The organism is Acuticoccus sediminis, assembly GCF_003258595.1.
Lineage (GTDB): Bacteria > Pseudomonadota > Alphaproteobacteria > Rhizobiales > Amorphaceae > Acuticoccus > Acuticoccus sediminis.
In genome coordinates, this window is sequence record NZ_QHHQ01000002.1 from 1085224 (window position 1) to 1105491 (window position 20268).

The following is a 20268-nucleotide window of genomic DNA, read 5'->3' on the forward strand; positions in this document are numbered from 1 at the left end:
GTGTCCGGCGGAGGCGCCGGCCGCTCCGCCGCGTCGCGGCGACGGCGCCCGCGGTGTCCGACGGCTGCCGCCTCCTCGACGGCCGGGCTGCCGCCGCAGGCGGTGCGGCGGCCGTGCCGTCGGCTCGGCCACCGAATGGTGTCTTCGAAGATCGCTCCGGTATCCTGTCGGCGCATGCCCTGTCCGCAACACGCAATGGGTCTGCCGACAGGATAGTGATCGCCCGTTTCAGCGCCGTGCCGTCATCGGGCCCCGCGATCGCAATCGTGTTTCTTCGCCGGTCCGCGGGACGAAACAATCACGCCTCGGGGGTGAAGACGTAGCCGCCGCCGCGCACCGTCTTGATGACGCGCGGCCGGCGCGGGTCGGGCTCGACCTTGCGGCGGATGCGGGTGATGCGCACGTCGATCGCGCGGTCGAAGGCCTCCGCGTCGCGCGCCTGGGCGAGTTCGAGGAGCCGTTCGCGCGACAGGACGCGGCGCGGATGCTCGGCGAACGCCTTGAGGAGCTGAAACTCCGAGGCGGTCAACGCATGCTCGATCCCCTCGCCGTCGACGAGGACGCGCGCGTCGAGGTCGAGGCTCTTCGTGCCGAATCGCACCGTGCGGTTCGGCGTCGCCGGCGCCGCCGGCAGAGGGACGCCCTCCTCCCGGATGCTGCCCGAGCGGCGCAGAACGGAGCGGATGCGGGCGAGAAGCTCGCGCAGCTCGCACGGCTTGGCGATGTAGTCGTCCGCGCCGAGCTCCAGCCCGACGACGCGGTCGACGAGGCTCGCCGAGGCCGTCAGCATGATGATCGGCACGTCGCCGGTCGCCTTCAGGAAGCGGATCAGCGAGAGGCCGTCCTCGCCCGGCATGTTGAGGTCGAGCACCACCAGCGAGGGCCGCGTCGTGGCGAGGATGGCCCGCAGTGCCGGTCCCCCGTCGCAGCACACGACCTTGAGGCCGTTGTCCTCGAGATAGTCGGCGAGCATCGCGCGCGTCGCCGCGTCGTCGTCGACGACGACGACGGTCGCGGTGTCGACCTGGCTGTCCGGCACGGTCGCCGGGTTGAGAGTGGCGCTGTTCATCGCGGTACCGGGGCGAGCGGGAGGGACAGGAAGAAGGTGCTGCCGCCCCCCTCCCCCTCGACGCTGCGTTCGAGGCCGATCCGCCCACCGTGCAGGTCGACGATCCGCTTGGCGCTGTAGAGGCCGAGCCCGGTCGAGCTCTCGCCATGGGTCGGGCTCGCCGACAGGCGCTGGAACGGGTGGAACAGGCGCGCGCGGTCCGCCGCCGCGATGCCGGGACCGCTGTCGGTCACCCTGACCACCGCCTCCGGCCCCTCCCGCACGACCGATACGCCGACCGTGCTGCCGACGGGGCTGTACTTCACGGCGTTGCTGAGGAGGTTGTCGACCGCGTCGGCGATGCGGTCCTCGTCGGCGTGGACCATCAGCGCCGTGTCGCCCGAGATCGCGAGCGTCTGGCGCTTGCGGCTGGCGTGCGCGCTGTTGGCCTCCGCGATCCGCTCGACGAGGGCCAGGACGTCGAAGTCGCGCGGCCGCAGGGTCATCTCCGGCGCGTCGCGGCGCACCTCGGCGAGGCGCTCGTCGATGATCGCGGCGAGGCGGTCGGCGCTGTTGCGGATCGCCCTGAGCTGATGGTGCGCCCGGTCGCCGGCCTCGCCGAGGATCTCGGTGAGGATCTCCGTCCGGCCCTGGATCACCGAGAGCGGATTCTTGAGGTCGTGGGCGACGATGCCGAGCAGCTCGTTCTTGAAGGCGTTGACGCGGCGCAGCTCCGCCGTCTGCGCCTCGAGCCGCTGGTTCGTGGCGGTCAGCGCGGCCGAACGCTCGATCACCTTCTGTTCCAGAACCGCGTTCGCCTCTTCGAGCGCCTCGTAGAGGGTGACGTTGTCGAGCGCGGTCGCGAGGCGCGCGAGGAAGACGGCGATCAGCGTCTCGTCGGCCTCGCAGAGCTGGTGGTCGAGGTCGAACGCCATCACCACGTTGCGGTTGCTCATCGGCACGTGCCCGACGCACACGCCGTCGGTGCAGAAGGTCCCGCGCCCGACCAGCGCCGCGTCGACCGCACGCGCGAGCGACGGGTGTCGCGCCTCGAGCGCCGCTGTCGAGACGATGCCCCGGTAGCGTCCCTCCCCGGCGACGACGGAGAGGTCGCCGGTCACCTGCGTGTCGGCGAGGAAGAGGCCCGAGGGCCCCGAATCGACGAGCCGCGCGATCTGGCGGAGCGCCGTCTCGCCGATTTCGCGCAGGGTGCGCGCGCGATGGAGCGTCGCCGAGGCGCCGACGATCACCTCGAGGCCCTGGCGCATGCGCGTCTGGCGCTGAAGCTGCTCGTAGCTGCGCAGTGCGGCCGTCATGGTGGTGAAGAGCTTCTCGGCGGTGAGCTCGGTCTTGGCCTTGTAGTCGTTGATGTCGTAGTCGACGACGATCCGCTGCTCGGGCGCGTGGCCCGGCTGGCCCGTCCGCAGGATGATGCGCACGGCCTCGTTGGAGAGCTCGCGGCGCACGTAGTCGACGAGGTCGAGCCCCGCCTCATCGCTCTCCATCACGACATCGAGGAGGATGACGGCGACGTCCGGCTGGTCGCGCAGCAGGTCGCGGCCCGCCGCCGCCGACGCCGCCGAGTGGAACTCGAGTCCCCGTCCGTTCAGCCGGAAGTTCTGCAGCGCGAAGCGCGTGCCGTCGTGGACGGCGCTGTCGTCATCGATGATCGCCACCTTCCACGGAGGCGTCCCCGCCTGCACGTCCTCCGGCGGATTGTCGATGATGGAGATGAACTGATCGTCGGCATCGACCGGAGAGGGTTCCACGCTTCCCAACATCTATACACCGAGCGAGCGGAGGCAGGGCGAGGTGCCCTGCCTGGATCCGTGCGAACCTTACCAGCGTTCTCTTATTCAACTGCGGCGCAATTTACGCCGCGCCCGTGCGGGTTGCAACAACGCCGCACCACGCCGTCCACCGGGTGACAGGAACGTTTCATTGAAGAAACGCGATCGAAGTGTCGCGAAACCCGCCGGAAACAGTGCGCTCCTACCTGCCGTGTCCATCACCATGGATTGGGAGACGGATTGTGAACGCGTCATCGCCCCTCGCGCCGAGAAAGCAGCGTGAACTCCATAATCATCACTTTGATTCAACGATCTGGAACAATTTCCGGTTTCGCGACGACGACATCATCATCGGCACCTACGCCAAGTCGGGCACGACCTGGACGCAGCAGATCATCGGCCAGCTCATCTTCAACGGCGCCACCGACATCGACGTGGGCGAGCTGTCGCCCTGGCTCGACCTGCGCGTGCCGCCGCAGGCGGTCAAGCTCGCCGCCGTGGAGGCCCAGACGCACCGCCGGTTCCTGAAGACGCACCTGCCGGTCGACGCGCTCGTCTTCTCGCCGAAGGCCAAGTACATCTACATCGGCCGGGACGGGCGGGACGTGCTGTTCAGCCTGTACAATCACCACGCCAACGCCAATGCGACCTTCTACGCCGCGCTGAACGACACGCCCGGCCGCGTCGGGCCGCCGATCGAGCCGCCGCCGGCCTCGATCCGCGAGTATTTCACCGACTGGCTGGAGCGTGACGGGCATCCGTTCTGGCCGTTCTGGGAGAATATCCGCTCGTGGTGGGACGTGCGCGACCTGCCCAACGTGCTCCTGGTCCACTTCGCCGAGCTGAAGGCCGACATGCCCGGCCAGATCCGCCGCATCGCCGAGTTCCTCGACATCGCGATCGACGAGACGCGCTGGCCCGCGATCCTCGAGCATTGCAGCTTCGAGTACATGAAGGACCACGCCGACCGGAGCGCCCCGCTCGGCGGCGCGCTCTGGGACGGCGGCGCCAGGACGTTCATCCACAAGGGCACCAACGGCCGCTGGCGCGACGTCCTCACGCCGGCCGACATCGAGGCCTACGAGAGCCGCGCCCTCGAGAACCTCGGCCCCCGGTGCGCCGCGTGGCTCGCGACGGGCAAGCTCTGAACCCGCCGCGCGCGGGGTGGCGGCACGCCCGTCCCCCGTGCGTGCCGCTCGCGCCGGTCCGCCGAACGGGCGGCGGTCACGCTGCGCGCCCCGCCGCGAGCGCAACGCTGCGGAACACTTGCCGAGCCCTGGCGGCCATGTGGTGCGGCGCCTGACAACGGGCCGGCACACGGCAGCCGGATGCCCCCCGCGGAGCCATTGACCAGGGGCGCCGGTTTGCCGACGCTGGCCGGGATGATTCCAACCTGCGGATCGGGTCTCGCGGCGGGCGGGAACGCCTGCCGGCGCCCCCTGCGGCGCCCGCCCGGGTGCGCGGGATCGACATCGCCCGAGGCCCCGCCGAGATGACCGCCGAGACCCGCCCTCCCGCCGATATCGACGGCATCGGCCATTTCGTCCTGCGCACCGGGCGCCTCCTCCTCGTCTACGGGGCGAGCGCGGAGCATGTGCGGCGGCGTGTCGAGGAGATCGCCGCAGGGCTCGGGGTCGGCGCGGAGCTCTTCATCAACGGCGAGCGCCTCCTCCTCAGCGTCTCGTCCTCGGAGACCTACCGCACGCGGATCGGCCGGCCCATCGCCGGGATGGGCATCGACGTCGGCCGCTTCGACGCGCTGGAGAAGATCGCCGCCGAGGTGACGGCCGGACGGATCGACTTCGCCGAGGCGGACCGCCGGATCGACGCGCTGGAGCAGTCCGCCGGCTTGCATCCCGGCTGGCTGGTCGCTCTCGCGGTCGGCGGCACAGCCGCCTCTCTGGTACGGCTCTTCGGCGGGGACTGGCCGGTCGTCGCGGCCGCGTTCGCGACCGGCGTCCTCAACACCGCTTTCCGCCGGTACTTCGCAGGACGGCACGCGCACCCGGTGGTCGCCGCCTTCGCGACCGCGTTCCTCAGCGGCCTCGCCGGGGCGCTCATGCTGCGGGCAGTGCCCGACGTGTCGCCGATCATGTGCCTCGTGGCCGCCGGGATGATCCTCGTCCCGGGCGTGCCGCTCATCAACGGCGTCGGTGACCTCGCGGCGGGGCATACCGGCGTCGGCCTCTTCCGTCTGGTGACGGCGACCGTCACGGTACTGGCGATCGGCTTTGCGCTGATCCTCGCGGCGATGGCAGTGGGCGATCCGCTGCCGGTGGAGATCGCCAGCCTCTCGATCCCGCTGTGGCAGGATTTCGCCTTCGCGGGGCTGGCGTCGGTCGGCTACGCGATGCTCTTCAACGTGCCGGGGCGGGCGGTGCTGGCGTGCGTCCTGTGCGGCGGCGTCAGCCACGGCGTGCGCACCATACTCCTCGGCGCCGGGCTCGACCTCGCGCTCGGGACGCTCGTCGCGGCGTTCGTGGCCGGCCTCCTCGCCCGCCTGTCCGGTCGCTGGCTGGCGATGCCGTGGACGACCTTCGCCTTCGCCGGCACGGTGGCGATGATCCCGGGCTCGTTCGCCTTCCGCGCCGCGGCGGGCGGGCTCCACATCATGGCCGAGGGCGCCCGCGCCTCGCCGGCGCTGGTCGCGGAGACGCTGTCGCTGGTGATCACGACCGTGTTCCTCACCGTCTCGGTCGGTGTCGGCCTCGTCCTCTCCTCGCTCGGCCGCAAGCAGATGTGACGGCCGGACTGCCCCGACCGACACAAAAGGCGGGGCTGCTTCGCGCTGTCATCAGGCTGATAAAGACGGTCGCTATTGCGGCGTGGAAACGTTTGCAACAGGGCGCGCGGGGACTTCGATGGCGACCATCCAGGATGTGGCGGAGCGGGCGGGGTGCGCGATCTCGACCGTGTCGCGCGTCCTCAACGGCTCGCCGCATACCACGGCCGGGATGCGCGAGCGCGTCATGGCCGCCGTCGCCGACCTCGGCTACGAGGTCAACACCATCGGCCGCAGCCTCAAGACCAAGCAGACCCGCGCGCTCGGCGTCCTCATCCCGTCGATCACCAACCCGGTGTTCGCCTCCTCGCTCGCTGGGCTGGAGGAGGCGGCGCGCGAGCGCGGGTTCGACATCATCGTTACCACCTCCAGCTACGACCCCGCCCGCGACGCGGAGGCTGTCCGCGCGCTGTTCTCGCGCGGTGTCGAGGGCGTGCTCCTGACCGTCACCGACCCGGTCGCGAGCGCCGCGCGCGAGAGGCTCGCCGAATCGAACGTGCCCTTCGTCCTCCTCTACAACCAGCCGGCGGAGGCAGGCACGGCGGCGGTCACCGTCGACAACCGCCAGGCGACCGCCGAGCTCACCTGCGAGGCGCTGCGCCTGGGGCATACGCGGATCGGCTACGTCTCCGGCGCCTTCGGCTCGTCCGACCGCGCCCGCATCCGCTACCGCGGATACTGCGACGCGATGGAGGCGGCGGGGCTGGCGCCGCTGCCGGCGGTGGAGGTCCCCTTCCTCGGCGGCGATGCCGACTTCGCCGCGGCGGTGGCCGCGGTCCTCGACGAGGCGCCGCGCCCGACCGCCCTCCTCTGCTCCAACGATCTTCTCGCGATCCGCGTGATCGCGGCCGCGCGCGGCCTCGGCGTCGTCGTGCCGGACGACCTCTCCGTCGCCGGCTTCGACGGCATCGACATCGGCCGCCTGATCGCGCCGTCGCTCGCGACCATCGAGCAGCCGGCGGCCGCGATGGGCCGGCAGGCCGTCTCCCTCCTCTTCGAGCTGATGACCGGGGCGCGCGAACCCGCGACCGTCATCATGCCGCACACCTTTCGCCCCGGCGGGTCGCTCGCAAGCCCCCGGAGCAACCACGAGGCCGCCGCGTTGCGAGCCGCGCCGGCCGAGGACCTCACCGGGAACCCCATATCATGAAGCTTTCCGCGACCCTTCTTGCAGCGGGCCTCGCGCTCGCCGTGTTCCAGCCCGCCGACGCCAGGGCGCAGGACGCGATCTGCTACAACTGCCCACCGCAGTGGGCCGACTGGGCGTCGATGCTGGCGGCGATCAAGTCCGGGATCGGCATCGACATGCCGTTCGACAACAAGAACTCCGGCCAGACCTTCGCCCAGCTCGTCGCCGAGCGGCAGAGCCCGGTCGCCGACGTCGCCTACTACGGCGTCACGACCGGCATCAAGGCGGCCGAGCAGGGCCTCGTCACCGCCTACAAGCCGACCGGCTTCGACGAGATTCCGGACGGGCTGAAGGACCCCGACGGTCGCTGGTTCGCCGTGCACTCCGGCACGATCGGCCTCTTCGTGAACGTCGACGCGCTGGGCGGCGTGCCGGTGCCGCAGTGCTTCGACGACCTCCTGAAGCCGGAATATTCCGGGATGGTCGGCTATCTCGACCCGTCGAGCGCCTTCGTCGGCTACGCCTCGGCCGTCGCGATCAACATCGCCCACGGCGGCACGCTGGATGATTTCGATCCGGCGATCGAGTACTTCAAGGCGCTCGCCGAGAACAACCCGATCGTGCCGAAGCAGACCGCCTACGCACGCACCGTGTCGGGCGAGATCCCCATCCAGTTCGACTACGACTTCAACGCCTACCGGGCGAAGTACACCGAGGACGGCAACTTCGAGTTCGTGCTGCCGTGCGAGAAGACGATCACCGTTCCGTACGTGATGAGCCTCGTCGCCGACGCCCCGCACCCCGAGGCCGGCAAGAAGGTGCTCGACTTCATCATGTCCGACGAGGGCCAGGCGATCTGGACCAACGCGTTCCTGCGCCCCTCGCGCCCGATCGACCTGCCGGAGGAGGTCGCCTCGAAGTTCCTCCCCGCCAGCGACTACGCGCGCGCCGAAGCCGTCGACTACGCCAGGATGGAAGCCGTCCAGCAGGGCTTCGGCGAGCGCTACCTCAACGAGGTGCGCTGAACCAACCGGCCTCCCGTCCCCGGCGGGAGGCTCCCCTTCCCGCCGGGCCGACGCCCGGCCCGGCCGACGGACCCTGACGATGCGCCGCTCCCTCTCCTTCGACCTTGCCCTCGCGTTGCCGGGTCTCGCCTTCGCCCTCGCCTTCTTCCTCGTCCCGATGACGCGGCTGGCGCTCGTCGGCGCCTCGGGCGAGGACGGGCTTGCCGCCTACCTCACCGTGCTCACCAACCCCCGCCACGCGGCGGTGATGGGCGCCACGGTCCTCCTCTCCGCCCTCGTCACCGTCGCGACGCTCGCGATCTCGACCGTCGTCGGGCTCTTCCTGTCGCGGCACGTCTTTCCCGGCCGCGCGGTGCTCCTCTCGGCGCTCACCCTGCCGCTTGCCTTTCCGGGCGTCGTGGTGGGCTTCCTGATCATCCTGCTGGGCGGGCGGCAGGGGCTCTTCGCCAGCGTCGGGATGTCGCTCGGCGCCGGGCGGATCGTCTTCGCCTACTCCATGACGGGGCTCTTCCTCGGCTACCTCTACTTCTCGATCCCGCGCGTCCTGCTGACGGTAATGGCGGGGATCGAGAAACTCGACCGCGAGGTGGTGGAGGCCGCGCGCTCGCTCGGCGCCGGGCCATGGCAGATCCTGCGCGACGTGACGCTCCCGGCGCTGATGCCGGCGTTCATCGCATCGGGCGCCGTCGCCTTCGCAACCGCGATGGGCGCCTTCGGCACCGCCTTCACCCTGGCGACCGACATCGACGTCCTGCCGATGCTGATCTACACCGAGTTCACCCTGCAGGCGAACTTCGCGGCGGCCGCGGCGCTCTCCATCGTCCTCGGCCTCGTCACCTTCATGGTCCTCGCCGTCGCCCGCTCGGTCGCCGGCACCACCGTCGCGGCGGCGGGCTAGACATGCGCCGCACAGCCTTCGTCCTGCAGCTCGGCGTGACGCTCCTCGTCGCCGCCTTCCTGATGGTGCCGGTCGCCATGTCCATCGCCGCCGGCGTGACCGCGAACTACATGCGCGGCATCGCCTCCGGCATGACGCTGAAGTGGGTTGCCGAGGTGTGGGGCCTCTACGCCGGGACCATCGGCCTGTCGCTCCAGATCGCGCTGGCGACGCTCGTCGTGACGCTCCTCATCGGCGTTCCGGCCGCGTGGTTCCTGGTGCGCAACCCGTCTCGCCTGTCGCGCGTGTTCGAGGAGATCGTGACGCTTCCCGTCGCGGTGCCCGGCCTCGCGATCGCCCTCGCCCTGCTCTTGGTCTACGGCGGCGTGCGCGACTTCCGCGCGTCCTGGACCTTCATCCTCGTCGGCCACGTCCTCTATACGCTGCCGTTCATGATGCGGGCGGTGATGGCCGTCCTCCAGTCGATCGACGCGCGCACCCTGGAGGAAGGCGCCGCCTCGCTCGGCGCCTCGCCGTGGATGCGCTTCCTCACCGTGATCGTGCCCAACGCGCGGCCCGGCATCGTCGCCGGCGCGCTCATGGTGGTCACGCTGTCGCTCGGCGAGTTCAACCTCACCTGGATGCTCCACACCCCGATGACGAAGACGCTCCCCGTCGGCCTTGCCGACTCCTACGCCTCGATGCGCCTCGAAATCGCCTCGGCCTACACGCTCATCTTCTTCGTGATGATCATCCCCCTCCTCGTCGCGATCCAGCGGATCGGCGCCACGCGGCCCGTGCGCAAGGGGGCGCCGCGATGAGCGCCGGGGCCGAGATCACCGTCGCCGCGGCCGCGAAGACCTTCCCCGACGGCACCCGCGCGCTGCATCCGACGGACCTCACCGTAGCGCGCGGCGAGACGCTCGTCCTCCTCGGCCCGTCGGGTTGCGGCAAGACCACGCTGCTGCGCCTGATCGCCGGCCTGGAGACGCCGGATGCGGGCGGGCGCATCCTCTTCGACGGCCGGGACGTGACGGCGCTGCCGATCGAACGGCGCGAGGTCGGGATGGTGTTCCAGTCCTACGCGCTGTTCCCCAACATGAACGTCATCGACAACGTCGCCTACGGGCTCCGCGTGAAGGGCGTCGGCAAGGCGGCGCGGCGCGAGGAGGCGGCCCGCTACCTGGAGCTCTGCCGCATAGGCGAGCTCGCCGGGCGGCGCATCACCGAGCTCTCCGGCGGCCAGCGCCAGCGCGTCGCGCTCGCCCGCGCGCTCGTCGTCAAGCCGCGCCTCCTCCTCCTGGACGAACCGTTGACGGCGCTCGACGCCAACCTGCGCGAGACGCTGCGCGGGGAGATCGACGCGCTGCTGCGCTCGCTCGCGATCACCTCGATCTACGTCACCCACGATCAGGCCGAGGCGATGATGCTGGGCGACCGCATCGCCGTCATGGAGAAGGGGCGAATCGCCCAGATCGGCACCCCGCGCGAGATCTACGCCGCCCCCGCCTCCCGCTTCGTGGCCGAGTTCGTCGGCGTCTCCAACCGGATCGAGGGGCGCGTCGCGGCCGGACGCTTCCACACCGAACACGGGAGCATCGCCGCCGAGGGCCTCGCCGACGGGCCCGCGACTATCCACTTCCGCCCCGACGACGCCGCCCTCGCCGACCCGTCCCCGGGCGCCGCCGGGGACGGGCTTGCCTTCGAGGTGGCGAAGGTCGTCTACCTCGGTTCCGGCCAGCTCGTGACGCTGAAGGGCCTTTCCGCGATCCGCATCCTCGTCCCCGCGCACCATCCGGTCGCCGCGGGAGAGCGGATCGGGTTCACCCTCTCCCCCGACAGGATCAAAGTCTTTCCATGAAGCCGATCGTCATCGCCCAGCTCACCGACACGCACATCCGGGAGGGGGGCGCCTTCGCCTACGGTCGCGTCGACACCGCGTCGTTCCTGGCCCGCGCGGTCGAGCATCTCAACGCGCTCCAGCCGGACGCGGTGGTGCTGACGGGTGACCTCGTCGACTACGGCACGGCGGCCGAGTACGAGACCTTCCGCACCCTGATCGCGCCCCTGCGCGTACCGCTCCACGTCATCCCCGGCAACCATGACAGCGCGCTGATCTGGGACGCCTTCCCGTCCGGCGACACGGCGCGCGCCGGCCTCGGCCATACGGTGGACGTCGGCCCGCTGCGGCTGGTGATGATGGACAGCACCATTCCCGGCGCCCCGAACGGCCTCGCCACCGAGGAGCGCTGCCGCTACGTCGCGGACGCGCTGGCCGGCGGCCCGTCCCTGCTCTTCCTGCACCACCCGCCATTCCTGACGGGGATCGCCCACATGGACCGCAACAACTGCCACGAGGCGGCCCGGCTCGCGGCGGCGATCGCACCGGCGGACGGTCTCCTCGCGGTCGGCTGCGGGCACGTGCACCGGATGATCAGCGCCACCGTCGGCGGCAGGCGGACGCTGATCGCGCCGTCCCCCGCGCATGCGGTCAGCCTCGACCTCTCGCCGGACGGCCCGGCGACCTTCCACCTCGAGCCGCCGGGTGTCCTCCTCCACGTCGTCACCCGGGAGGCGGACGGCTGGCACCACGTCTCCCACCTCTCACCGATCGGCGCCTTCGCCGGCCCCTTCCCCTTCTTCCAGGAGGACGGCGAGCTCGTCTGACACCCGCCTGTCCGGTACGGGTAGCCAAGAGCGCGGCGCGCCGCGATGATCCCCGGGACCTCCGGCCGCATGTTCGCGGGAACGGGGGATCCGGACCGCGAAGGAACTAGCGGCCCGGTCGACAAGAACGGGAGGAGAAGGCGTGACCGAAAACAGCGTCGGTTTCATCGGGCTCGGTGTGATGGGGGAACCCATCTGCCGGAACATGTTGACGAAGTCGGGTGCGCCCTTCCAGGTCCTCGACCTCGCCGAGGCGCCCATGGCCCGGCTGGCCGAGGCCGGCGCGCAGCGGGCCGAGAGCGTGGCGGCGCTCGCCGCGACCGTCGACGTCCTCTTCCTGTCGCTGCCGGGCGGCGCGGAGGTCGAGGCGGTGATCACCGGCCCCGGCGGGATCGCCGCGCATGCGCGTGAGGGGCTGACCGTGGTGGACCTGTCCACCGCGCCCGTCGCGCTGACGCGGCAGATGGCGGAGCGGCTGGCGGCGCTGGACGTCGACTATGCCGACGCGCCGGTCGCCCGGACGCGGCAGGCGGCGATCGACGGCACGCTGTCGATCATGGTCGGGGCGAGCGACGCGGTGTTCGCGCGGGTGCGGCCGCTGCTCGACCACGCGGCGTCGGACGTGACCCACTGCGGCCCGGTCGGCTGCGGGCAGGTCACCAAGATCCTCAACAACATGGTTCTGTTCGAGACGGTCGTGGCGCTCTCCGAGGCGCTGGCGCTCGGAAGGTCGGCGGGGATGGACCCCGGCCTCCTCTTCGACACCCTGTCGAAGGGGTCGGCCGACAGCTTCGCGCTGCGCAACCACGGCCTGAAGTCCATGGTGCCGCAGGCATTTCCGGAGGGCGCGTTCTCCACGAACTACGCCCTGAAGGACCTCTCCTACGCGCTGGAGCTCGCCCGCGACGCGGGGATCGTCGCCCACGGTGCCGAGACCGCGCGACACCGTCTGGAACGGGCGCGCGACGCCGGGTACGGCGCGAACTACTTCCCCGCCCTCTCGATGGTCCACGACGCGCGGCCGGGCGGGGACGGGGACTGAGCGACCAGGACCAGAGCGACCCGGGCCCGCACCCGCGGTGCGGGCCGATCAGGACGAGACGGCCGGCAGTCGACTGCCGGCCGCTCCGGCATCACCCGCCGCTGGTGATGCGCTGGACCGGAACGTCCTTGCCGCCCTCGATGCGGTAGAGCTCGAAGTCGCGGCTCTTCAGCATGCCGTTCTCCTGGAACTCCACCGAGGAGCTGGCACCGTCGTAGTTGATGTCGGTGCCGTTCTCGATCAGCGCCTTGCCGTCGGCGAAGGTCGTCACGCGCTCGCCCGGCGCGTTGGCGATCTCGAACACGGCCTTCACGACCGCCTCGGGGTCGGTGGACTTCGCCTTCTCGATGGCAAGCAGCAGGACGTTGATCTCGTCGTACGCGGCGCAGCCGTAGGGGTTCTGCACCTGCCCGTTCGGCTCCAGGCCGACGAGCTTCAGGTAGACATCGTAGGCGTCCTTGCCGACCGGCGGGACCGGAGCGCCGTGCAGGATGCCGTCCGCCGCAGAGCCGACGGCCTCCTTGAACTGCGGGCCGACCGCGAACGACAGGGTGAAGATCTGCCCCGTGTAGCCGCCGCGCACGAGTTCGCGGTAGACCGGCGTGAAGTCGGTCACGTAGCCGGCGATGAAGAGCGCCGGCGCGCCGGTGGCGATGAGCCGCTCGGCCTCCGCGCGGTAGGATGCCTGGTTGGGGTTGTAGTAGAACGGCTCGCCGACGATCTCGCCGCCGTCCTTCTGGAGCGCGGCGCCGAACGATTCGCCCATCGAGGCGGCGAAGTCGTTGTTGGGGCCGGCGAATGCGATCTTGTCGAAGCCTTCCTTCATGGCGAGGCCCGCAAGGGCGACGCACCAGGCCGCGTTGAGCGGCTGCAGGTTGAAGCACAGGCCCTTCTTGTCACCGTCCGGCAGGTAGTCCGACGAACCGGTGAAGATCTGGACGACGTTCGCCTCCTGGCAGAGCGGCATGATGCCGAGCGTCACCGACGAGGCCCAGGTGCCGATGATCGCCGACACCCGGTCGGCGTCGATCAGCTTGCGGGCGGCGCGCACCGCCGCTTCCGGGTTCGTCTCGGTGTTCTCCGAGATGAGGTTGATCTCCCGCCCCATGACGCCGCCGTTGGCGTTGACGAGGTCGACCACCGTCCGGTGGGCCTTCGCCTTCTCCGGCCCGTAGGGACCGCCGCCGCCCGACAGCGGGGTCAGCGAGCCGATGTTGATGGGCCCCGACTGGGCGCGGCCGTAGCGCAGGAGGGCTGGCGTCGCGAGGGCGACCGTGGAGCCGGTGACGAAGAGACGGCGTGTAATCTCCATGAGGACGGTCCTTTATCGTGCGGGGGCTGAGGGGGCGGGAACGACCGGCCGGTGGCGCGGCTCGGGCAGGAGCCCTTCCGGCCGGTAGCGGATGACGATGATGAGGGCGCTGCCGATGACGACGAAGCGCAGCGCCGAGATCTGCTCGGCGTCGAGGAAGCCGAGCCAGGGGGCGAGGAAGCGCGTGCCCTCGTAGATCGCGGTGACGACGAGCGCGCCGAGGACGACGCCGAGGTTGTTGCCGGCACCGCCCACGACGACGCTCATCCACACCAGGATGGCGATCGGCGTCGTGAAATTCTCCGGCGTGATCGTCTGCGTGTAATGGGCGTAGAGGGAGCCTCCGGCGGCGGTGATCATCGCGCCGATGACGAAGGCCTGCAGGCGGTAGACGAAGACGTCCTTGCCGAGCGTCGCCGGGACCAGGTCGTCCTCGCGGATCGCCCGCAGCACGCGGCCGTAGGCGGAGCGCGCGAGGCGCACCATCACGAGGAGGACGACGAGTGCCACCAGCGCCACCACGCCGAGGATGAACCAGGAGGTCGCCGACCGGCCGAGGCCGTCGAACACCGGGCGCGTCATGATGATGAAGCCGCGCGGGCCGCGGGTGAGCCAGTCCTCGTTGTTGAGGGCGAGGCGGACGGTCTCGGCGAACCCCAGCGTGACGATGGCGAGGAAGTCGCCCGACAGGCGCAGCGACAGGAGCGCCACCGCCGCGCCCGAGAGCGCGCCGACCGCGAGCGCCATGACGAGGCCGAGGACGAACGGCAGGCCCAGTGTCTCGGTAGCGATGCCGCTGGCGTAGGCGCCGAGGCCGTAGAAGCCGACGATGCCGAAGTTGATCAGCCCGGTGAAGCCGTATTGCAGGTTCAGCGCGAGGGCGAGGATGACGTAGATCCCCGCGACGGTGAGGATGGCGACAAGGTAGGCGTCCATGGCGCTACTTCCTGTCCACTTTGGCGCCCAGCAGACCCTGCGGGCGGAAGACGAGAACGAGGGCGATCACCGCGAAGCCGACGGCGCCCTTGTAGGGCGGCGAGATGGACGCGACGGTGATCTCCTCGGCGAGACCGATGACGACCGCACCGACCGCGGCGCCGAGCGGCGAGCCGAGCCCGCCGAAGATCGCCGCGGCGATGACGGGGATCGTCACCGCCCAGGTGAGGTGCGGGTCGATCGCGAGGTCGACGCCGACGAGCGTGCCGGAAAGGCCGAGGAGACCGCCCGCCAGCAGCAGCGTGACGAGCTCTACCCGGCCCACCGGCAGGCCGCGCACGGCGGCAAGCGAGCGATTGTCGGCGACGGCACGGATGGCGCGGCCGATCGGGGTGAAGGCGAGGATCGCGCCGACCGCGAGGATCGCGGTGAGCGAGACGCCCATGACCCACAGGCCGTCGCGTGTGATGCGCACGCCGCCGATCACCATCGGTCCGACGAGCGGCAGGTCGAAGCCGCGGATCCCGGAGCCGAAGAAGAACCGCACGACGTTCTCGAGTACGAACGACAGCGCGACGGACACCAGAAGCAACGTGGCACCGGTGCGGGCGCGCAGCGGCTCGAAGACGATCCGGTCGGCCGCAGCGAAGACGGCGGCGCCGAACAGCGTCGCCACGATGGCGCAGGCCCAGAGCGGCAGCCCGAGATGCGCGTTCACAACCCAGGCGGCGAAGGCGCCGATGGTGATGAAGCCGCCGACCGCGAAGTTGGCGTAGCGGAACAGGGTGAAGACGAGGGTGAAGGCGACCGCGCCGGGGGCGACGATCGCCGCGCTCTGCAGCGCGTTGACGAGCGTTTGCATTCAGGCGGCCTCGCCGAAGAAGAGTTGTCCGAAGTCCTCCATCCCGGCGAGCTCGGCGGCGGGGCCGGCGCGCACGACGCGGCCGTCGACGAGGACGAGCGCGCGGTCGGCGCGGTCGAGCGCGGCGCGCGCGTTCTGCTCCACGATGAGGAGACCGAGACCGGCCCGCGCGAGGCCGATCAGCATGTCGAGCATCTCGCCCACAAGGAGCGGCGAGAGGCCGGCTGTCGGCTCGTCGACCAGGAGCACCTTCGGCTCCGCCATCAGCGCCATCGCGAGCGCCACCATCTGGCGCTGCCCGCCGGAGAGACCGCCGGCGCGCTGGCGCATCACCTCCTTCACCGTCGGCAGCAGCTCGACGACCCGCTCGCGGCGGCGGGCGATGTCCTTCGCGCCCCAGGCGCTCGCGGCGAGGTTTTCCGCCACAGTGAGCGTGCGGAAGATGTTGCGGTCCTGCGGCAGGTAGACCGCGCCCGCCTCGGCGCGCTGGGCCGGCGACAGCGGCACGAGGTCCCGCCCGTCAAGGGTGAGCGTGCCGCCCGAGACCCTGGCGACGCCTGCGACGGACTTCAGGAGCGTCGACTTGCCCGCCCCGTTCGGCCCGACCAGCGCGACCGTCTCGCCCGGCGCCACCGTGAGGCTCGCGCCGTGGACGATCGGGTCGCCGCCGTAGCCGGCCTCCACGTTCGCAAGGACGAGGCTCATGCCGCCTGGCCCAGGTAGGAGGAGACGACGTCGGGGTTGCTGGCGACGTCCGCGAAGCTGCCCTCGGCGAGGACCGCCCCGCGCGCCATCACGACGACGCGGCTGGAGAGCCGGCGGATGATGCCGACATTGTGCTCGATGATCACGAAGGTGGTCCCGTGCTCGCGGTTGAGGCGCTCGACGAGGGCGGCGATCTCCTCCACGAGGTGCGGGGCGACGCCGGCGGCGATCTCGTCGAGGAGGATGGTGTCGGCGTCGACCATCAGGCAGCGGGCGAGCTCCAGGAGCTTCTTCTGCCCGCCCGACAGGTGCCCGGCGAGCGTCGCCTCCTTGGCGGATAGGCCGACGATCTCGAGGATCTCCCGCGCCTTCACGGTAGCCTCGACCTCGGCCCGGCGTGTCGCGCGGGGCTCGAAGAAGGCGCCCCTCAGCGTTTCGCCGGGGTGGTTCGGCGCGGCGAGGAGCACGTTCTCGAGCGTGGTGAGCCGGTCGAGCTCGCGGGCGAGCTGGAACGTGCGGGTGAGGCCGAGCTTCGCCAGCCGATGCGGCGGCAGGCGCGTCGCCCGCACGCCGTTGACGTTGAGTTCCCCCGAATCCGGCTTCAGCGCACCAGAAAGCAGGTTGAAGAGCGTGGTCTTGCCCGCCCCGTTCGGGCCGATCAGGCCGACGACCTCGCCGGGACCGACCGTGAGGTACACGTCGTCGACGGCGGTCGCGCCGCCGAAGCGCTTGGTGAGGCCGCGCGCCTCGATGCGGGGGTGAAGGCCCGGTTCGCCGTACGTGCGCACGGCTCGGTCGCCGGGCGGGGTGCCCGTCGGTCGGTCGGTCATGGTCGCACCTTTCTGGAGCCGGCCGGGGGCAGGAGCGCGTCGACGGCCTCGACCAGCGCCGCGAGCGTCTCGCGCGTGCGGGTCTCGTCGGGGTCGACGACCTCCTGGATCCTGAGGCCGCGGAGGGTGGATCCGATCAGGGTGATGACGACGTGGATGCGGTCCGCGCCCGCGCCGCGCGCGGCGAAGGCGGTCTCGCCGAGGGTCTCGTAGGCGCGGAAGAGGTCGGCGAGGATCTCGCTCACCGGACCGGCGATCCGCTCGTTGGTGCGCCCGGCGATGATGAGCTCCAGCATCGTGTGGATGCCGCGGCTCAGGAAGACGTCGTCGTAGAACATCTGCACGAAGTCGGCGGTGGAGACGCGGCCCTCGTTGAGCCCGTCCGCGAGGTCGGCGGTGCGCTGCTTGGCGCGGCGCCAGAAGTGGCGGGCGGTGTCGATGATGAGGTCGTCGCGGGTCGGATAGTGGTGCAGCACCGCGCCGCGCGAGACGCCGGTGCGCCGCGCCACCTCGACGGCGGTCGCCACGTCGTATCCCTCGCTGGCGATGATCTCCTCGGTGGCGGCGCGCAGGCGGGCGCGCATCGCCGCGCCCTTCCGTTCGCGGCCGTCTTCCTTGCCGTCCTCGCCCCGGGTCTCGCCGTCCAGCGTCTCGGCGTCCCCGGTCGCGGCGGAGGCCGCCTCGTCGTCGAAAGTGGATGTCATGGCCCGGAAGCTGACATGGGGGCCCACCGACCGCAGCACTAAAAAGCAGTCATGACTGTTTGTTTTCTCGGCAGCCCGATCGACCGCGCTCGCCTGACCGCCCCGGGTCCTGCCCCCGTCATGTCCTTGCGCCGGACCGGACAAGACGTCCCGTGGTGTCATCGCGGCGTGAATTTGTGCATGGGATCGATACAGAGATGTCCGCGAGCGGAAGTGCTGTCAGTATTTGTCGCCTATGCTGAGTCTCGGCTTGCCGGGCGGCATTATCCAAGAATTCATGCGCGGGAATACGCTCAGGTACTGAGCTTTTCGCGACGCCGGTTCTCGGCTACCCCTCGTGTGGCGACCGGCCCCGTGGCCGGACGACCGAGGAGACCCGATGGACGACCCAGCCGATCTCGTGATCACCGGCGCCAGCCGCGTGGTCCTCTGCGACCCCGACGCGCCTGACGGCATCGGCGTCCTGGACAGCGCCGCCGTCGCGGTGAAGGGCGAGACCATCGTCGCCGTCGGCCCCGACGCCGCCAACCTCGCCGGCCCGGCGACCCGCGTCGTGGACGCCGCCGGCGGGACGGTCACGCCCGGCCTCGTCGACTGCCACACCCACCTCGTCTTCGAGGGCGACCGCTCCGCGGAGTACTTCGCCCGAACGACCGGCCTCGACGACGCGGGGCTGACGGCGGCCGGCCACGTCTGGGGCGTCCCCGCCTCGCAGCGCATCAACAAGGCCGTCGCGCCGGAGGTGCTCGCCGCGACCGCCCTCGGCCGCGCGCGCAAGATGCTCCTCTCCGGCACCACCACCATCGAGACCAAGTCCGGCTACGGCCTCGACCACGCCAGCGACATCGCCTCGCTGGAGGCGGCGCGGCTGGTCGCCGAGATATCCGGCCTCGAGGTCGTGCCGACATATCTCGGGGCGCACGCCCGGCCGGACGACGCCGCGCGCTACCTCGACACCATCTGCGCCGAGACGATCCCGGAGATCGCCGAGCGGAACCTCGCCACCTTCTGCGACGTCTACGTCGACCCCAACGTCTTCACGATCGAGGAGTGCGCGCGCGTCCTCGCCGTCGCCGCCGACCACGGCCTCGTCGCCAAGCTCCATACCGACGCCCGCGTCAACGTCGGCGGCGCCCGGCTCGCGGTGGAGATGGGCGCCGCCTCCGTCGACCACGCCAACATGCTCTCCGACGACGACCTCGACGCCCTCGCAGAGGCCGGCACCGCCGTCGCCTTCTTCCCCGGCTTCGACTGGGCGGTGAACCACCCGCATCCGGTCGACGCCCGCCGGTTCTGCGACCATGGCGTCACCGTCGCCATCGCCACCGACCTGTGCCCCGTCTGCTGGCACCTGTCGCAGCAGATGACGATGGGCTTTGCCTGCCGCCTCTCCGGCCTCACCGCGGACGAGGCGCTGATGGGCGCCACCATCAACGCCGCCAGGGCGCTGCGCCTCGACGCCCGGATCGGCTCGCTCGCCGCCGGCAAGCAGGCCGACATCGCCGTGTTCGACACGCCCGACCATGCCCGCATCCCGTTCCGCTTCGGCGCCAACTCGGCCCGGACGGTGATCAAGAAGGGCCGCGTCCTCGTCGAGGACGGCCGCCTCATCGATCGCAGCGCGATGGACCAACCCCGGATGGACCGATGAAAGACCGCAAGGACGAGGGCCTCTGGGCCTGGCGCCAGGCCGAGAACAACAACCACATGATCGCCCTGCAGGAGGGGCTGCCGGAGGCGAAGGGACCGGCCGAGCTCGCCTTCTTCGGCTCCTCGGCGTTCCGTATCACGTCCCCGGCGGGCGTCTCGATCATGATCGACCCCTGGCGCAACCACCCCGCAGGCGGCTGGGACTGGTACCTCTACGACTTCCCGAAGACGGAGGTGGACATCGCCATCTCAACCCACGCCCACTTCGACCATGACGGGCTGCATCTCGTGTCGGCCAACGTCATCCTCGACCGTCTCGTCGGGACCTTCGCGTTCGCCGACGTCACGATCACCGGCATCGCCGACAAGCACGTCTCCGATTCGACGCACAATGCCTGGAACTGGGCGAACCTCACCCGCAGCCTCACGCCGATGGAGACGCTGCCGCCGCACAACTGGCGCTCGTTCGACAACTCGCTGATCATCGTCGAGACCGGCGGCGTCCGGATCCTGCACTGGGGCGACAACCGGCCCGACCCGCCGGAACACGTCTGGGAGATGATCGGCCCGGTGGACGTCGCGCTCCTGCCCGTCGACGGGTCCGAGCACGTCCTCTCCTACGCCCAGGCCGACGCGGTGGCGGCGCGGCTCGGCGCGAAGATCATCGTGCCGCATCACTATTTCATCTGGGACGTGCTGCACCGCGCCTCGACGATGCAGCCGCCCGACGCGTGGGTGAACGGACGCCCCGGCTCGGTCTGGCTCGACAAGGGCGCCGTCGCCCTCGATCCCGCGACCGTCGCCGCGTGCGATGGCGTCGCCTGGTGCTTCGGCGATAACGTCGCGTTCGAGAAACCGACCTTCGCGGACGCCGCCGCCCACCGGTGACGCCGCCGCGAGGCACCACAG

At 70.8% G+C, this 20268-nt stretch carries 19 protein-coding genes; 11 read left to right on the plus strand and 8 right to left on the minus strand.

Features of this window, described 5'->3' with window-relative positions; genetic code table 11:
* Nucleotides 1-298: 298 nt before the first annotated feature.
* Nucleotides 299-1069, minus strand: coding sequence for a response regulator (locus DLJ53_RS12825; RefSeq protein ID WP_111345678.1), 771 nt, complete (start codon nt 1067-1069; stop codon nt 299-301).
* Nucleotides 1066-2817: a sensor histidine kinase gene (locus DLJ53_RS12830; RefSeq protein ID WP_162409170.1), complete on the minus strand. Its 1752-nt coding sequence runs from the start codon at nt 2815-2817 to the stop codon at nt 1066-1068. The genes DLJ53_RS12825 and DLJ53_RS12830 overlap by 4 nt, the downstream gene beginning before the upstream one ends.
* Nucleotides 2818-3080: 263 nt before the next feature.
* On the opposite strand from DLJ53_RS12830, the gene DLJ53_RS12835 reads away from it, so the two are divergent.
* The 9 genes from DLJ53_RS12835 to DLJ53_RS12875 all read left to right on the plus strand — a co-directional run bounded on the left by DLJ53_RS12835 (nt 3081) and on the right by DLJ53_RS12875 (nt 12360).
* Nucleotides 3081-3986, plus strand: coding sequence for a sulfotransferase domain-containing protein (locus tag DLJ53_RS12835; RefSeq protein WP_111345682.1), 906 nt, complete (start codon nt 3081-3083; stop codon nt 3984-3986).
* 344 nt (nt 3987-4330) lie between these two features.
* Nucleotides 4331-5581, plus strand: coding sequence for a threonine/serine exporter family protein (locus DLJ53_RS12840; protein WP_146619943.1), 1251 nt, complete (start codon nt 4331-4333; stop codon nt 5579-5581).
* Nucleotides 5582-5699: 118 nt separating this feature from the next.
* Nucleotides 5700-6770, plus strand: a complete 1071-nt coding sequence (locus DLJ53_RS12845) for a LacI family DNA-binding transcriptional regulator (RefSeq protein WP_111345686.1) — start codon at nt 5700-5702, stop codon at nt 6768-6770.
* The gene (locus DLJ53_RS12850) at nt 6767-7774 is read left to right on the plus strand and encodes an ABC transporter substrate-binding protein (RefSeq protein ID WP_111345688.1); all 1008 of its coding nucleotides are present in this window, start codon (nt 6767-6769) and stop codon (nt 7772-7774) included. Before DLJ53_RS12845 ends, DLJ53_RS12850 begins: the two co-directional genes overlap by 4 nt.
* A gap of 79 nt (nt 7775-7853) precedes the next feature.
* Nucleotides 7854-8672, plus strand: coding sequence for an ABC transporter permease (locus DLJ53_RS12855; protein ID WP_111345690.1), 819 nt, complete (start codon nt 7854-7856; stop codon nt 8670-8672).
* A 2-nt stretch (nt 8673-8674) separates the two neighbouring features.
* Complete coding sequence (locus DLJ53_RS12860) at nt 8675-9472, plus strand: ABC transporter permease (RefSeq protein WP_111345692.1); 798 nt, start codon at nt 8675-8677, stop codon at nt 9470-9472.
* Entirely contained in the window at nt 9469-10512 is a 1044-nt protein-coding gene (locus tag DLJ53_RS12865; RefSeq protein WP_111345694.1) for an ABC transporter ATP-binding protein, read from the plus strand. Before DLJ53_RS12860 ends, DLJ53_RS12865 begins: the two co-directional genes overlap by 4 nt.
* Complete coding sequence (locus DLJ53_RS12870; RefSeq protein ID WP_111345696.1) at nt 10509-11318, plus strand: phosphodiesterase; 810 nt, start codon at nt 10509-10511, stop codon at nt 11316-11318. The genes DLJ53_RS12865 and DLJ53_RS12870 overlap by 4 nt, the downstream gene beginning before the upstream one ends.
* A gap of 142 nt (nt 11319-11460) precedes the next feature.
* On the plus strand, nt 11461-12360 hold the full coding sequence (locus tag DLJ53_RS12875; RefSeq protein WP_111345698.1) for an NAD(P)-dependent oxidoreductase: 900 nt from the start codon (nt 11461-11463) through the stop codon (nt 12358-12360).
* A gap of 91 nt (nt 12361-12451) precedes the next feature.
* Here the strand turns inward: DLJ53_RS12875 and DLJ53_RS12880 are convergent, their stop codons facing one another.
* From DLJ53_RS12880 to DLJ53_RS12905, 6 genes are read right to left on the minus strand one after another with little or no spacing between them, the layout of a single operon-like run.
* Entirely contained in the window at nt 12452-13672 is a 1221-nt protein-coding gene (locus DLJ53_RS12880) for an ABC transporter substrate-binding protein (RefSeq protein ID WP_111345700.1), read from the minus strand.
* Between the two features lie 12 nt (nt 13673-13684).
* Entirely contained in the window at nt 13685-14608 is a 924-nt protein-coding gene (locus DLJ53_RS12885) for a branched-chain amino acid ABC transporter permease (RefSeq protein ID WP_111345702.1), read from the minus strand.
* A 4-nt stretch (nt 14609-14612) separates the two neighbouring features.
* On the minus strand, nt 14613-15470 hold the full coding sequence (locus DLJ53_RS12890; protein WP_111345704.1) for a branched-chain amino acid ABC transporter permease: 858 nt from the start codon (nt 15468-15470) through the stop codon (nt 14613-14615).
* Nucleotides 15471-16175, minus strand: coding sequence for an ABC transporter ATP-binding protein (locus DLJ53_RS12895; RefSeq protein WP_111345706.1), 705 nt, complete (start codon nt 16173-16175; stop codon nt 15471-15473). It abuts the gene before it with no gap.
* On the minus strand, nt 16172-17005 hold the full coding sequence (locus tag DLJ53_RS12900; RefSeq protein ID WP_111345708.1) for an ABC transporter ATP-binding protein: 834 nt from the start codon (nt 17003-17005) through the stop codon (nt 16172-16174). The genes DLJ53_RS12895 and DLJ53_RS12900 overlap by 4 nt, the downstream gene beginning before the upstream one ends.
* Nucleotides 17002-17709, minus strand: coding sequence for a TetR/AcrR family transcriptional regulator (locus tag DLJ53_RS12905; protein WP_162409171.1), 708 nt, complete (start codon nt 17707-17709; stop codon nt 17002-17004). The genes DLJ53_RS12900 and DLJ53_RS12905 overlap by 4 nt, the downstream gene beginning before the upstream one ends.
* 379 nt (nt 17710-18088) lie before the next feature.
* Here DLJ53_RS12905 and hutI point away from each other — a divergent pair, with 379 nt between their 5' ends.
* Together hutI and DLJ53_RS12915 are read left to right on the plus strand one after the other, a co-directional pair.
* Nucleotides 18089-19360: an imidazolonepropionase gene (gene hutI / locus DLJ53_RS12910; RefSeq protein WP_111345712.1), complete on the plus strand. Its 1272-nt coding sequence runs from the start codon at nt 18089-18091 to the stop codon at nt 19358-19360.
* Nucleotides 19357-20247, plus strand: a complete 891-nt coding sequence (locus DLJ53_RS12915; protein ID WP_111345714.1) for an MBL fold metallo-hydrolase — start codon at nt 19357-19359, stop codon at nt 20245-20247. Before hutI ends, DLJ53_RS12915 begins: the two co-directional genes overlap by 4 nt.
* The last annotated feature ends 21 nt before the right edge of the window (nt 20248-20268 follow it).

Coding starts and splice junctions, on each gene's coding strand:
- DLJ53_RS12865 (WP_111345694.1), top strand. CDS start 9,469: ATGAGCGCCGGGGCCGAGATCACCGTCGCCGCGGCCGCGAAGACCTTC.
- hutI (WP_111345712.1), top strand. CDS start 18,089: ATGGACGACCCAGCCGATCTCGTGATCACCGGCGCCAGCCGCGTGGTC.
- DLJ53_RS12890 (WP_111345704.1), bottom strand. CDS start 15,470: ATGCAAACGCTCGTCAACGCGCTGCAGAGCGCGGCGATCGTCGCCCCC.
- DLJ53_RS12895 (WP_111345706.1), bottom strand. CDS start 16,175: ATGAGCCTCGTCCTTGCGAACGTGGAGGCCGGCTACGGCGGCGACCCG.
- DLJ53_RS12850 (WP_111345688.1), top strand. CDS start 6,767: ATGAAGCTTTCCGCGACCCTTCTTGCAGCGGGCCTCGCGCTCGCCGTG.
- DLJ53_RS12900 (WP_111345708.1), bottom strand. CDS start 17,005: ATGACCGACCGACCGACGGGCACCCCGCCCGGCGACCGAGCCGTGCGC.
- DLJ53_RS12870 (WP_111345696.1), top strand. CDS start 10,509: ATGAAGCCGATCGTCATCGCCCAGCTCACCGACACGCACATCCGGGAG.
- DLJ53_RS12825 (WP_111345678.1), bottom strand. CDS start 1,069: ATGAACAGCGCCACTCTCAACCCGGCGACCGTGCCGGACAGCCAGGTC.
- DLJ53_RS12840 (WP_146619943.1), top strand. CDS start 4,331: ATGACCGCCGAGACCCGCCCTCCCGCCGATATCGACGGCATCGGCCAT.
- DLJ53_RS12845 (WP_111345686.1), top strand. CDS start 5,700: ATGGCGACCATCCAGGATGTGGCGGAGCGGGCGGGGTGCGCGATCTCG.
- DLJ53_RS12880 (WP_111345700.1), bottom strand. CDS start 13,672: ATGGAGATTACACGCCGTCTCTTCGTCACCGGCTCCACGGTCGCCCTC.
- DLJ53_RS12885 (WP_111345702.1), bottom strand. CDS start 14,608: ATGGACGCCTACCTTGTCGCCATCCTCACCGTCGCGGGGATCTACGTC.
- DLJ53_RS12855 (WP_111345690.1), top strand. CDS start 7,854: ATGCGCCGCTCCCTCTCCTTCGACCTTGCCCTCGCGTTGCCGGGTCTC.
- DLJ53_RS12915 (WP_111345714.1), top strand. CDS start 19,357: ATGAAAGACCGCAAGGACGAGGGCCTCTGGGCCTGGCGCCAGGCCGAG.
- DLJ53_RS12860 (WP_111345692.1), top strand. CDS start 8,675: ATGCGCCGCACAGCCTTCGTCCTGCAGCTCGGCGTGACGCTCCTCGTC.
- DLJ53_RS12905 (WP_162409171.1), bottom strand. CDS start 17,709: ATGACATCCACTTTCGACGACGAGGCGGCCTCCGCCGCGACCGGGGAC.